Genomic DNA, 13943 nt, shown 5'->3' on the forward strand with positions numbered 1-13943 from the left:
CCGTATCCGCGGCGGAAGAGTGCGTCCGGCGATCGAGCCAACACGGTCATCACTCAGCCCGGGTCGCCGCCGGCCACCGGGAGCACGGTGCCGGTGATGTACGACGCCTCGTCGGAGGCGAGGAAGCAGATTGCTGCGGCTTGCTCGTCGAGTGTTCCGTAGCGCTTGAGCAGAGAGGACTCCACGGTCTGATCGACGATGGCCTGGTACCAGTTCTTTTCCTGCTCGGTCGAGGGCGCAGGGCCACGGGCGACTCGTCGCGCCGGTGCTTCGGTACCCCCGGGGGCGGTGGCAACCACTCGAACACCGTGCGGCGCTGCCTCGAGGGCGAGCGTGGCGGTGATCGCGTTGACGCCGCCCTTCGCTGCGGCGTAGGGGACCCGGTGGATGCCGCGGGTGGCGACCGAGGAGACATTGACGATGGTGCCGCCGCCGCGTTCGATCATGTGTGGGATCACGGCGCGGCATGACCACAGCGTCGGGAACAGTGACCGGGAGATCTCCTTCTCGATCTGTTCGGGCGGGTATTCGGCGAACGGTTTGGCCCAGATGGTGCCGCCGACGACGTGAATGGACACGTCGACGCGTCCATGTGCCGCGAGTGCGGCGTCGACCACCGATGACGCGCCCTCCCAGGTTTCGAGGTCGGCGATAACGGGTGTGGCGTCGACACCGTCGTGCCGAAACTCCTCGGTGAGCGATTCGACCAACTCGGACCGGTCGGCCAGGATCAGTGATCCGCCTTCGGCTCCGATGCGCCGGGCGACGCATTCGCCGATGCCCTGGGCTGCGCCGGTGATCAGCACGACCTTGCCGGCGAACCGACCAGGGCTGACGAACCTGGGGCGCTTGTTCGACCGGGATTCGTGCATGGCGCGTTTCATCGTCGCTTTCGAGCGGTCGGCGTGATCGGCGATCAGCGTTCGGGCGCGCTCACGGTCCCCGGCCTCGAACGCGTCGACGATGTCGAGGTGATCTTGGGCGCACAGCGGATCACACCAGGTCGCGTTGCGCAGCACCTCCTCCATCGCAGCCTTGACCCCGAGGGCCCGATAGGCCTGCAGCAGATGCTCGTTGCCCGTCTGGGTGAAGAGGTAATCGTGAAAAGCGGCATTGGTCTCGGTGTACGCGGCGGCATCGACGAACCGATCGCCGTCGACGTAGCGGGTGGTGGTCTCGGCCAACAGTCGGTATCCGGAGATCTGCTGCGAGGACAGTCGCCCGATCACGAGTTCGAGGGCACCGAGTTCGAGGGCGCGCCTGGCCTCGAACACCGCGTCCGACTCGTGCACGGAGGGATGTTCCTCGCCGATCTCGTACCCCGAACTCGAAGCAGACACCGGGGGAGCTTCGGAACTCCGCACGACGAGCGGCTGGATATCTCGTGAGGACCAGATGCGTTGCGCTGCAACGGAGTGTGCCTCCGGAGTCAGGACCAGGTCTGAGCCCTCGTCCAACCCGCCCTGGTCGGCCGTCGAGCCGACCACGGCGACGCGCTGACCTGCGATCGCGCGCATGGTTTCCGCCTCGTCGGACGCAGAGAAGCCCGTGTCCCGCTTGTGCAGGGGTTCCTTCACGCGACTTCCGAACACCGCTCGTCCGAAGATGCTCCTGCCATCGAGAGCGGGTTCGAGATCCGCCGACGCCGCAGGAACGACGTCGGCATCGGCCGTGGCGACTGCCGCATCGATGGTCGATGTCCGGTCGTCGTTCGCCAGAACCTCTGTCGCAGAATCGGTGTCGTCGTCGAGACTCTCCTTCGCAGCTGCCGAGGACGGCGCGAACTTCTCGTAGTAGAAGCCGGTCGGTTCGATTCCGGCCTCGGTGAAATGCGTTCTGACGGCCTCGACCATGGGAGGCGGACCGCACAGGTAGACCGCGACATCGCCGCCGTTGAGGTGTGCGTCGTTCAACAGGGTAGTGACGTACCCCTTGTTCGCAGCGGTGGTCGAGGGGTCCGAGACACAGTGATCCCACGTGAATGCGTCCAATGTCGAGGCCAGGCCAGCGAGCTCGTCCAGCTGGACGACGTCGTCGTCGGTGCCGACGCCGTACACGAGATGCACGGAACGAGTGCTGGATTCGGCCGCCATGGTGCGCAGTATCGACAGGATCGGAGCCAACCCGGTGCCGCCGGCCAGCAGCAGTGCAGGTCGCTGGGCCTCGCGCAGAAAGAAGCTACCGTGTGGGCCGGTGAACGAGATCTTGTCGCCCACGGCCGCCGTGTCGCTCAGGTAGGTGGACATCAGTCCACCCGGGGTGAGCTTGACCAGGAATTCCAACTCGTCCGATCCGGAGACGCAGCTGAAGGAGTAGGACCGGGTTTCCTCGGAGCCGGGGACGGTGATGTTGACGTACTGGCCGGGAAGGAAGGCGAGCGTGCCACCTGCCGGTGCCTCGACAGCGAGCCTGACCGTCGTGGGAGTGAGTTTCTCCACGGCGGTCACGACCGTGTCATGGCTTGCCGCTCGGGTTTTCGCCACCGCCGAGGTGCTGGCGATCTGCAGCACCAGATCGGACGTGGGCTTCATGCTGCAGGGCAGGCAGTAGCCCTCGTCCGATTCCGACTGCGAGAGCGCGTCGTCGAGGTAGGTACCGCCGTCGTACTCACCCGATTCGCACAGAGCCTTGCAGGTTCCGCACGCGCCGTCCCGGCAGTCGAGAGGGATGTTGATCCGCGAGCGGTACGCGGCGTCGGCGACGGTCTGTTCGTCCTCGCACGTGATGAAGCGGGTGACGCCGTCCTCGAAGGACAGTGCGACGGAATGACTCACGATGGAACTCCTCGGGATTACGGCAGGTCGATCAGAAGTGATAGATGTCGACGACGTGGTGGATGTAGTCGTTCTTCAGCACCACGGTCTTGCGCCGGATGAGTGGCGAGTCGCCGGAGAAGTCGATCGTGTAGAACGAGGTTCCGTAATACGGATCGATGGTCTTGTACCGGAAATACATGGTGTGCCAGTTGAATCGGACGTCGACGATATCTCCTCGACGTTCGATGACCTCGACGTTGCTGATGTTGTGACTGGTCCGCGGCTCGGGTATCGATGTGGCACTGGAACGTTCGGTACGGATGCGGAACACGCGGTCTTCCAGGCCACCCTTGTTCTCGTAGTAGATCAGCGAGATGTCGGTCTGAGGATCCTCGGTGAGCAGGTCGTTGTCGTCCCAGCAGGGCATCCAGTATTCGACGTCGTCCGCGTAGCATGTGAGCCACTTCTCGAACTCGCGATCGTCGAGGTAGCGCGCTTCGCGGTAGAGGAACTGCTCGATGGAGGACTGGGTGATCAGCCGAGCCGGGGCGGTCTGCCGGCTGTCGGTGTTGTCGACGGTGGCAGTCATGTCAGACCTCCTGTGCTGCAGTGGGTGCGGAATCGGCTGCGCGCTGCTTGTCGAGAGCAGCGAGCAGTGTCGTGCGCCAGTAGCCGTGTTGAACGGGGAACAGGCCCTCGTCTTCGTTCTTGACACCCGCCGAGATGACACCGGGCATGTCGAGTGCCTCGGCCACCGGATCGGGTCCGGTGAGCCAGTGCTCCGCGCCGCGGCTCATGTCGTTCCACGGCGCATTGGTCGCCTGGAACGTCAGCTGGCACGAGCGGAACTCTTCCAGGTCGTCGGGGGTCGCCATGCCGGAGGCGTTGAAGAAGTCCTCGTACTGCCGGATGCGATGTGCGCGAGCCTCTTTGCTCTCACCCTTGGGTGCGATGCAGTAGATGGTGACCTCGGTCTTGTTGGGCGCGATCGGCCGGAAGTGCCGGATCTGCGTGCTGAACTGATCCATCAGGTAGACGTTCGGGTACAGGCACAGGTTGCGTGAACCCTTCACCATGAATTCGCCCTTGGCGTCGCCGAACTTCTCCTTCAGCGAGTCCATCTGGTCCCACAGCGGGCGGTCCTGAGGGTTGGCCGCCCAGGTCCACAGGCAGAGATGGCCGTTGGGGTAGGACCAGTAGCCGCCGCCGGACTTGCCCCAGCCACCTGCGTCGAGCGCCTTGGTGGTGTTCTTCGATTCGCCGTTGTTGCGGCGCGAGGTGGTCGCGGCGTAGTTCCAGTGCACGGCGCTGACGTGATAACCGTCGGCACCGTTCTCCGCCTGCACTTTCCAGTTTCCGTCGAAGGTGTACGACGAGGACCCGCGCAGAACTTCGAGGCCCTCGGGAGACTGGTCGACCAGCATGTCGATGACCTTCGTCGTGTCACCGAGGTGCTCGGCGAGGGTCGAGACATCGTCGTTGAGGCTGGCGAAGAGGAAGCCGCGGTAGCTCTCGAAGCGAGGGACCTTGGTGAGGTTGTGCGAACCGTCGACGTCGAACGTGTCGGGGTAGCCGGCACCGTCGGGATCCTTGACCTTGAGCAGAGTGCCGTCGTTACGGAACGTCCAGCCGTGGAAGGGGCAGGTGAGCGTGGTGCGGTTGTCGGTCTTGCGTCGGCACAGCATCGCACCGCGGTGCGCGCAGGCGTTGATGAGGCAGTGCAGTTCACCGTCCTTGTCGCGGGTGATCACGACGGGTTGACGGCCCATGTGCACGGTGAAGTAGTCGCCGTTGTTCGGGAGCTGACTCTCGTGGGCGAGGTAGATCCAGTTGCCCTCGAAGATGTGCTTCATCTCGAGCTCGAAGACCTCCTCGTCGGTGAAGATGCTGCGGTTGGCGCGGTAGATGCCCGCCGCGACGTCGTCGATCACCGCGCTGTCGATCGTGTTCTGTACGTGATCCAGCATGTCGGTCATATCGGGTTCCTCCAGGCGCTTCGAGTTCGATTACAAGCGACTGTGTCAGGGAGTGGTCGCCGTCACACCAGGGCTTTGCCTAGGCCCAACCTGGGTGACCATTGATCGCTGTTGCTTATCAATCAGTCGAAAATAGGTCTTTGTCAACGATGGATTCCATCCCTACTGTGGTCAGGGTCACCCACCATGCACAGAGAGGCTCGGTCATGGAACTTCGGCACCTCTACCACTTCGTAGCCGTTGCCGAGACTCGGCACTTCGGGCAAGCCGCTACGAGGTTGCACCTGGCTCAGCCGGCGCTGTCGCAATCGGTGCGTCAGTTGGAGGCCGAGTTGGGTGTGACGCTGCTGGCCAGGACGACCCGTCAGGTGAGCCTGACTCCGGCCGGGGAGTTCTTCTATCGAGAGACGCTGCGCAACCTGGACAATCTCGAGCAGAGTGCGCGGGGAGTGCGCAGGATCGCCGACGGCCGATACGGACTGGTGCGCATAGGTTTCACCGGCACAGCTGCCTTCGACCAACTGCCGCCGATCGCACGCGCGATCAAGCAGAGGCTGCCCGGCATTGCCCTGGAAATTCACGGGGACCTACTCACCCCGGCGCAGGTGGACGGTCTGCGCTCGGAACATCTGGACATAGCGGTGCTACGTCCTCCCGTTGCGGGTGACGATCTGGTGTTGCGCACGATCACCACGGAATCGTTGGTGCTCGCGTTGCCCGTCGATCACCGGTTCTCCACCGAACCGGCGCTCGACGTCGCCGATCTCGCCTACGAGGACTTCGTCATGTACGCCGACACGCATTCGGTGGTCAACGAAGCCGTGGTGACGAGCTGTCGCGCTGCGGGCTTCAGCCCGAGGCGCGAGCACGAGGCCCCGGACACCTCGGTGTTGCTCGCGCTCGTCGCGGCCGGATTGGGCGTGGCGTTGGTTCCCGAATCCGTCCGCGCTCTGCAGTTGAACGGCGTCGTGTTCCGCGACATCGCCGGCGCGAGCACTATCGATCTGGCGTTGGCCTGGTGCCGAGATCGGCCGTCGGCACTCGTCGATGCGCTTGTCGGTGCCCTCGAGGACGCAGGAGTGCTCCCTCGACTCGAACCATCCGTACCGTTTGCTCAGCCGAAGGACATGTCATGAAGATCGTCGCAGTCGAGGCTGTCCCGTATTCGATCCCCTACCGGAAGCCGCTGAAGTTCGCCAGCGGTGAGGTTCACGCGGCCGAGCACGTACTCGTTCGGGTTCACACCGACGACGGTGTGGTCGGTATCGCCGACGCTCCGCCCCGGCCCTTCACCTACGGCGAGACCCAGCGTGGAGTGGCTGCGGTGATCGAGACCCTCTTCGCGCCCGCAATCGTCGGCCTCACCCTCGTCGAGCGCGAGGTGGTGCACGCGAAAATGGCTCGTACCGTTGGCAATCCGGTTGCGAAGTCGGCAGTGGACATGGCCATCTGGGATGCCCTGGGGCAGACCCTCGACCTACCCGTCACCGAATTGCTCGGCGGATACACCGACCGGATGCGAGTGAGCCACATGCTCGGGTTCGATACGCCGGCTGCGATGGTCGACGAAGCCACCAGGATGCGGGAGACATACGGAATCGAGGTCTTCAAGGTCAAGGTCGGCCGTCGGCCCGTCGACCTCGACACAGCAGTCGTCCGTGCTCTGCGAGAAGGACTGGGCGACGGCGTCGAACTCTACGTGGACGGCAATCGAGGCTGGACCGCCGCCGAATCGGCGCGTGCCATGAAAGAGATGTCGGATCTGGGGCTCACTCTCGCCGAGGAACTGTGCCCGGCCGACGACGTCCTCGGCCGCCGCTGGCTCGTCCAGCAACTCGACATCCCCTTCGTAGCAGACGAATCCGCGACCACCCCGGCCGAAGTCACCCGCGAAATTCTCGGCGGATCGGCGACCGCGGTGAGCATCAAGACCGCCCGCACCGGATTCACCACGTCGCAGCGGACCCACCACCTGTGCGAGGGCCTCGGCGTCGACGTGGTGATGGGGAACCAGATCGACGGACAGCTCGGCACGGCCTGCACGGTTGCCTTCGGCGCGGCGTTCGACCTGACATCGCGTCGAGCCGGCGAGCTGTCCAACTTCCTCGACATGAGCGACGACCTGCTCACCGAGAGTCTCGAGATTCGCGACGGTGCGCTCGGTGTCTTGCCGGGATCGGGACTTGGCGTGCGCATCGACCCGGACAAACTCGCGAAATACCGCACCGACCAGTGATTTTCAGCCTCCGATAACACGTACCAGACACAAGGAGTTCACCATGAGCATCGACCACGCAGCAACGACAGACCTCCCCGCCGAGGTGGCAACAGCTGCCGCGTCGGGTGCGAACGCCACCCAGCGCTTCACCTCCGACAAGCAGGCCGCTGCCGACACCCCGCCCGAACGCGTGAGTCTGCTCGCCCGTCAGGTGATTTCGGCAATCCACGACACGGTCCGCGAACACAAGGTCACCTACGAGGAGTACAACGCCCTCAAGGCATGGCTGATCAACGTCGGTGAGACCGGGGAGTGGCCGCTCTTCCTCGACGTGTGGGTCGAACACGTCGTCGAGGAGGTGGCCGGAGAGTCGCGTGAGGGCAGCAAGGGCACGATCGAGGGCCCCTACTACGTTCCCGATGCCCCCGAACTCGGTTCCGCGGCGATCCTGCCCACCCGCGATGGGGAGAAAGGCACCCCACTCCTGTTCAAGGGGCAGGTGCGCGGCGTCGACGGTGCCGCGCTGCCGCATGCGGTCATCGAGATCTGGCATGCCGACGCCGACGGCTTCTACTCTCAGTTCGCACCCGGCATCCCGGAGTGGAACCTGCGCGGCACGGTCACTGCAGATGATCAGGGACAGTTCTGGATTCACACCATGAAGCCCGCGCCGTACCAGATTCCGACCGACGGAGCGTGTGGAAATCTGATCTCCGCGGCCGGGTGGCACCCGTGGCGTCCGGCGCACCTGCACCTCAAGGTCGCGGCAGCAGGACACCAGCAGATCACCACCCAACTCTATTTCCCCGGTGACGCACACAACGACGACGACGTCGCGAGTGCGGTCAAGCCCGAGCTCATTCTCGACCCGAGCGATGTCGACGGCGGACAGGAAGTCACGTACGACTTCGTTCTCGACAAGGCCTGAGCGGCATGCTTTTTGCAGTGAAGATGGACGTCGCGCTCCCGCAGAATCTCGATGCGGACGTGCGAACCGACACTCTCGCACGGGAGAAGGCCTACTCGCAGCAGTTGCAGCGCGACGGCGAATGGGTGAGCATCTGGCGACTGGTGGGCCAGTACTCGAATCTGAGCATCTTCGACGTGCGAGACAACGAGCGACTTCACGAGATTCTGTGGAATCTACCGCTGTTTCCGTACATGAGCATCGACGTGACTCCGCTCGCCGGGCACCCTTCGGACATCTCCACGGGGTGAATCGTGTCCTGGCAGGGTGAGCAGTGGCGGTACGAGCTCGGCGATGTGTTCGCCGGGCTCGTACCCGAGCATATCGACGATCGCCCGTTGACCGGGTCGATCGAGGGCGTCACGATCGGTGAGCTGGGCACGTTCGAGGTCGGCGGTTCGCCGCAGACGGTGCGACGAACGCGATCGGCTGTGCGCAGACGACCCACCGATGCGGTGAAAGTCTGTGTGCAGCTGCAGGGTCGGGCTCTGGTTCGCCAAGGCGACAACGAACTGGCTCTTCGTCCTGGACAGTTCGGTCTCTACGACACCCGAAAAGCGTACGATCTTCGACTCGAGGGCGAGTGGCGTTGTGCGGTGATGGTGTTCCCTCCCGACGCGCTTCGGCTACCGCAGAAGTTGATCGATGCCGCGATGCAGCGCCCGCACGACATCGGTGCCGGTCCCGGCGCTGTACTCGAGTCCTTCGTACGAGCGGCACTGGGACAGACGGAGAAGGACTCGGTCGATCCCGGCTCGGCTCTGCGCTTCGCCGATGCCGGTCTCAGCCTCATCGGCAGTGCCCTGACCGTCGACGCGCACATCGACGTCGAGGGACCGGGAGAGCAGGCGAGGAAACTCGCCGTCCTGACCTACATCGAGCAGCATCTCCTCGACCCCGGTCTGTGTCATCACTCCGTCGCGGCCGCGCTGGCGATGTCCTCGCGTAGCCTCGACAGGCTCTTCGTCGGCGAAACCACAACTGTCACAGCAACTATTCGGGAGATGAGGCTCGACGGTGCCAGGCGAGACCTCCTCGCGTCCCGAGCAGTGAGGTCTACCGTCGGCGCTGTGGCCGGCCGCTGGTGCTTCTCCGATGCAGCGCACTTCAGTCGCCTGTACAAGCGCAGATTCGGCATCAGTCCAGCTGCGGAACGTTCCGCACTTCGCTGACCTCGATTCTGCGAACATATCTGTCCAACAACGGATCCGGCGATATTCGGCGGATATCGACAAGAACTGTGTCGGAAATCGTCAATCGCGTCGTCGGCTCGCTGCGCACACTGGAGGCCTACCGGTGTGGGGCCGGTCACTTCGAAGGGATTGAAGACGATGGACGAAGCATTCGATTACGTGATCGTCGGTGGCGGATCCGCCGGCTGTGTACTCGCGTCACGACTCAGTGAAAACCCGGATGTGACAGTGTTGTTGCTCGAGAGCGGTGGCCGCGACGATCACCCGGACCTCACGGTGCCGCCCGCCTGGCCGTCACTGTGGGGAACCGATGTCGACTACGCCTACGACACGGTTCCGCAGCCGTGCGCCGGAGGCGCTGCGCACAATTGGCCCCGCGGGCACACCCTCGGCGGCAGCAGTTCCATCAACGCCATGGTCCACCTCCGAGGTCACCGCAACGACTTCGACACCTGGGCACAGGTCGCGGGTGAATCATGGTCCTACGATGCAGTGCTGCCGTACTTCATGAAGTCCGAGACGGTGATCGGCGCGGACGCCAAGGTTCGCGGCGACAAGGGTCCGTTGCGTCCCGCACCGTCGTCCTCGCCGAACCCGGTGTCGCAGACCTTTCTCGATGCGGCGGCCGAGGCCGGCCATCCGATCACCGACGACTTCAACGGTACCGAGCAGGAAGGTGCAGGGTGGCACGATCTGGCCATCTCGGACGGTGCTCGTCTCAGCGTGGCTTCGGCCTATCTGGCACCCGTCGAAGCGCATCGACCCAACCTGACCGTATCGACCGGATCGAGGGCGCAGTCCCTCGTCGTCGAGGACGGCCGCTGCGTCGCGGTGAGGTACCGACGTGACGGGGAGTCGATGACGGCGTCGGCTCGGCACGAGATCGTTCTGAGCGCCGGTGCCGTGGATTCACCACGATTGCTGCTGCTGTCCGGAATCGGACCGGCCGAGGAACTTCACGAGCTGGGCATCGCCGTCGTCCATGATCTGCCCGGTGTGGGACGGAACTTGCACGACCATCCCCTGTGCAGCGTCGTCTACGAAGCAGCGCAACCGATTCCGCCTGCGTCGACCAATCACGCCGAGGTGTCCATGCTGTGGCGCAGCGACGACGTACTCGACGGTCCGGACATGCAGTTGATGTTCATCCACGTGCCGTTCCATCAGCCGTCCCTGGTCGCTCCGGAGAACAGCATCACGTTCGGTGTCACCACTGTGCCCGACAGTCGCGGCAGTGTCCGATTGGCATCGGCGGATCCGGACGATCTGCCCCTGATCGACCCGGCCTATCTGGCCGAGACCTCGGACGTGGATCGTCTGGTCGACGCCATTGCGGTGGCCCGCACGATCGCGGCGACCGACGCATTCGCCGCGTGGGGTCTGACCGAGGTACTTCCCGGTGCCGAAGTCGAATCCGATGCAGCACTACGGGATTACATCGCCCGTGGCACGGGGACCTACTACCACCCGGTGGGTACCTGCGCCATGGGAACAGGCCCGGATTCCGTCGTCGGTCCGGACCTTCGGGTACACGGTATCGACGGCCTGCGCGTCGTCGATGCATCCGTGATCCCGAGGGTCGTGTGCGTCAACACCAATGCTGCGACGGTCATGGTCGCCGAGAAGGCTGCCGATCTGATCGGCTGAGCTGCAGAGTATTTCGAGACAACGAGTACGAGAGAGAAGAGAATGGGCATGAGCAACACTCTGTTGGGTACCGACTGGAACGGCCAGATCTACAGCGGCGGTTGGCGTACCGGTGGTGGCGGGACCACGACCACCGTCGAGCCGGCGACCGGTGCGAGTTTGGGCGAGATCGGTCTGGCGAATGCCGCCGACGTCGACGACGCCGTGGCCAGGGCTCGCGCTGCGCAACCGGCGTGGGCGGCAACACCGGGACACGAGCGTGCGGCCGTGATCCGAGAGGTCGCCAAGGTGCTGGAGGCCCACCGCGGCGAGTTCGAGGAATGGCTCATCCGTGAGGGCGGGTCGGTACCGGGGAAGGCCGCCTTCGAGGTCGGACTAGTGTTGAGCGAACTGTGGGAAGCGGCGGCGCTGCCCACCCAGCCCTACGGCCATCTGTTGCCCACCAGCGAGGCCGGGCGTTCGAGCGTCGGCCGTCGCGTGCCGATCGGCGTCGTCGGTGTCATCAGCCCGTGGAATTTTCCGCAGATCCTGTCGATTCGCGCCGTGGCTCCTGCTCTGGCCCTCGGCAATGCCGTCGTCCTCAAGCCCGACGTGCAGACCGCGGTATCCGGCGGGGTACTGTTCGCGCGGCTGTTCGAGGAGGCCGGAGTTCCGGAGGGCCTGTTCCACGTGCTGCCGGGTGACGCCGAGCCCGGGGCCGCGGTGGCCGAGCATCCGGGCATCGGCATGGTCTCGTTCACCGGATCCACGGCTGTCGGCCGAAAAGTCGGTGAGGCAGCAGGCCGCACGCTCAAGCGCGTCTCCCTCGAACTCGGTGGCAACAACGCACTGATCGTCCTGGACGACGCCGATCTGGAAGCAGCCAGTTCCGCAGGCGCGTGGGGATCGTTCCTGCACCAGGGGCAGGTGTGTATGACAGCAGGCCGACATATCGTGCTCGAGTCCGTCGCAGACGAGTACCTCGATCGCCTTGCCGCTCGGGCGAAGAACCTTCCGGTGGGTAACCCGTTCACCGAGCAGGTAGCACTCGGACCGCTGATCAACGAGACGCAGCTGAAGAACGTCGACCGCATCGTCTCCGAGACCGTGGCGGCCGGAGCGGAGGTTCGCGCCGGCGGCAAGCATCGCGAATTGTTCTACGAGCCAACCGTTCTCGCGGGAGTCACGTCGTCGATGGCGGCCTTCCGGGAAGAGATATTCGGGCCGGTGGCCCCCGTCGTCGTGGTGCGCGACGAGGACGAGGCGGTTGCCGTCGCCAACGACACCGAATACGGTCTGGTGGCCGCGATCCAGACCGGATCGGCCGATCGGGGCAGGCATCTGGCCGACCGCCTGACCACAGGAATCGTCCACGTCAACGATCAAACCCTCAACAACGACGCGTACGCGCCCTTCGGGGGAACCGGGGCCTCGGGCAACGGCGCTCGATTCGGAACTCAGAGCAGTTGGGACGAGTTCACGCAGTGGCAGTGGCTCACCGTGCGAGACCACGCGCATACGTTCCCGTTCTGAGACCTGCCGAACTCGCAGTTGTGGAGAGGATAGGCCCGGAATCCATCCATAACTGCGAGTTCGACACCCGGTGGCGGTGCTGGGAATTAGGCTGACTTCATGCGCATCGACGAGTATCGACAGCACGACGGTCTCGGCCTGGCGAAACTGGTGGCCGACGGCGAGGTGACGCCCCGGCAGTTGCTCGATTGTGCTCTGGCGCAGGCCGAATCGGTCGATCCATCGCTCAATTCCATCGTGCGACTCATGTCGGAGCAGGCGAACGAGCAGGTAACAGGAACGCTCGAGGGTCCGTTCGCGGGCGTACCGTTTCTGATCAAGGATCTCTCGCAGGACTATGCCGGGTTGCCCACTGCGAGTGGATCTCGTGCGTTGCGGGATCTGCCGATGCCCGAGCACTCAACTGTGGTGCAGCGCTGGCTCGATGCCGGCCTCGTCATCTTCGGCAAGACCAACACACCGGAGTTCGGCGCGAAGGGAATCACCGAGCCGACGGTGTTCGGTCCGGCGCGAAATCCGTGGGATCGCAGCAGAACTCCCGGTGGTTCCTCGGGCGGGTCGGCCGCCGCGGTCGCTGCCGGCATCGCCGCGGTGGCAGGGGCGAGCGACGGCGGGGGTTCCATTCGCATTCCGTCGTCGTGCTGTGGACTCGTCGGACTCAAGCCCGGCCGTGGGCTGGTGCCGTCGGGTCCCACCTTCGGCGAGGCGATGCACGGAGCAGCCGTGAACGGAGTGGTGTCCAGATCGGTACGCGACACCGCCGCGATGCTCGACGTGCTGGCAGGCGGGGAGGCGACGTCCGGCTACCTGCCGGCCCGTCCGGAGGGCAGCTTCCTGTCTCTGACGAGCAAGGACCCGAAGCCTTTACGTATAGGTATGTATGCGGTGACGTCGGTGAATCCGACGCCGGATCCGCAGGCCGTTGCCGCGATGGAATCGGCTGCGAGAACCCTGACCGACCTGGGCCACACCGTCGAACTTCTCGACGCCCCGCCGTACGACGACGCGAGCCTCAACCGAGAATTCCTGTTGGCCTGGTTCACCTACCTGGCCTACGAGTTGGATGAGGTCAAGCGTCGAACCGGTTGCGGTGACGACTCTTTCGAGCGCGATACGCGGATCATGGCGGCTCTGGGGAGATCTGCAGGAGGCGTCGACTACCTCCAGGCGGTGGAAGGTCGCCACGTGCACGTACGGGCACTGGCCACCTACTTCGAGACCTATGACCTGCTGTTGACGCCCACCGTTGCGGAACTACCGCCGAAAGTGGGCGCATTCGACCTTGCGAAGCCGCTGGAGTTTGCGTCGGACTTGTTGTTGCGCAGTAGAACCGCTGGCTTGCTTCGGCACACCGGCATCGTCGATCAGATGATCGACGACAACATCTCGTGGATTCCGTACACCCAATTGGCCAACGTCACAGGGCGTCCCGCGCTGTCACTACCCGGGTACTGGACGCCGAGCGGTCTTCCGATGGGTGCACACTTCACCGCTCCGCTCGGCGGCGAGGGGTTGCTCGTCCAACTCGCGGGTCAGTGGGAACGAGCAGCGCCCTGGTCGCACCACTACGACACCCTCGGGTAGCTCCGCTTCCACGGCCGTTGTTTCGAATCTTTCGAGAACTCCGTGGCTTACCATTGCCGCACAGCGCGGCACGTCCTCGACTCGGGCCGC

11 protein-coding genes are annotated in these 13943 nt (G+C 64.5%); 8 read left to right on the top strand and 3 right to left on the bottom strand.

What is annotated here, in order from left to right:
- Positions 1–53 precede the first annotated feature (53 nt).
- Genes benC through benA form a run of 3 tightly spaced genes read right to left on the bottom strand, consistent with a single transcriptional unit; the run spans position 54 to position 4732 of the window.
- Positions 54–2774, bottom strand: coding sequence for a benzoate 1,2-dioxygenase electron transfer component BenC (gene benC, locus CH271_RS14590; protein WP_094634056.1), 2721 nt, complete (start codon positions 2772–2774; stop codon positions 54–56).
- Positions 2775–2805: 31 nt separating this feature from the next.
- The gene (gene benB / locus CH271_RS14595; RefSeq protein ID WP_037187472.1) at positions 2806–3345 is read right to left on the bottom strand and encodes a benzoate 1,2-dioxygenase small subunit; all 540 of its coding nucleotides are present in this window, start codon (positions 3343–3345) and stop codon (positions 2806–2808) included.
- A 1-nt stretch (position 3346) separates the two neighbouring features.
- On the bottom strand, positions 3347–4732 hold the full coding sequence (benA, locus tag CH271_RS14600; protein ID WP_094634057.1) for a benzoate 1,2-dioxygenase large subunit: 1386 nt from the start codon (positions 4730–4732) through the stop codon (positions 3347–3349).
- Between the two features lie 206 nt (positions 4733–4938).
- Between benA and CH271_RS14605 the strand changes: the two genes are divergently transcribed.
- The 8 genes from CH271_RS14605 (at position 4939) to CH271_RS14640 (ending at position 13853) form a co-directional block, all read left to right on the top strand.
- Positions 4939–5868 carry a LysR family transcriptional regulator gene (locus CH271_RS14605; protein WP_094634058.1) on the top strand — a complete coding sequence of 310 codons (930 nt, stop codon included), beginning with the start codon at positions 4939–4941 and terminating at the stop codon, positions 5866–5868.
- Positions 5865–6968, top strand: a complete 1104-nt coding sequence (locus CH271_RS14610; RefSeq protein WP_094634059.1) for a mandelate racemase/muconate lactonizing enzyme family protein — start codon at positions 5865–5867, stop codon at positions 6966–6968. The genes CH271_RS14605 and CH271_RS14610 overlap by 4 nt, the downstream gene beginning before the upstream one ends.
- 43 nt (positions 6969–7011) lie before the next feature.
- On the top strand, positions 7012–7878 hold the full coding sequence (catA, locus tag CH271_RS14615) for a catechol 1,2-dioxygenase (RefSeq protein ID WP_094634060.1): 867 nt from the start codon (positions 7012–7014) through the stop codon (positions 7876–7878).
- 5 nt (positions 7879–7883) lie between these two features.
- Complete coding sequence (catC, locus tag CH271_RS14620) at positions 7884–8168, top strand: muconolactone Delta-isomerase (RefSeq protein ID WP_094634061.1); 285 nt, start codon at positions 7884–7886, stop codon at positions 8166–8168.
- A gap of 3 nt (positions 8169–8171) precedes the next feature.
- Positions 8172–9089: a helix-turn-helix domain-containing protein gene (locus CH271_RS14625; RefSeq protein WP_094634062.1), complete on the top strand. Its 918-nt coding sequence runs from the start codon at positions 8172–8174 to the stop codon at positions 9087–9089.
- Between the two features lie 159 nt (positions 9090–9248).
- On the top strand, positions 9249–10757 hold the full coding sequence (locus tag CH271_RS14630; protein ID WP_094634063.1) for a GMC family oxidoreductase: 1509 nt from the start codon (positions 9249–9251) through the stop codon (positions 10755–10757).
- 48 nt (positions 10758–10805) lie between these two features.
- Entirely contained in the window at positions 10806–12269 is a 1464-nt protein-coding gene (locus tag CH271_RS14635; RefSeq protein ID WP_094634115.1) for a benzaldehyde dehydrogenase, read from the top strand.
- Positions 12270–12368: 99 nt separating this feature from the next.
- A complete protein-coding gene (locus CH271_RS14640; RefSeq protein ID WP_094634064.1) occupies positions 12369–13853 on the top strand; it encodes an amidase in 1485 nt (494 codons plus the stop codon).
- Positions 13854–13943 lie beyond the last annotated feature (90 nt).

The sequence above is a fragment of the Rhodococcus sp. 05-340-2 genome (genome assembly GCF_002258915.1).
In the GTDB taxonomy this organism is placed as follows: Bacteria; Actinomycetota; Actinomycetes; order Mycobacteriales; family Mycobacteriaceae; genus Rhodococcoides.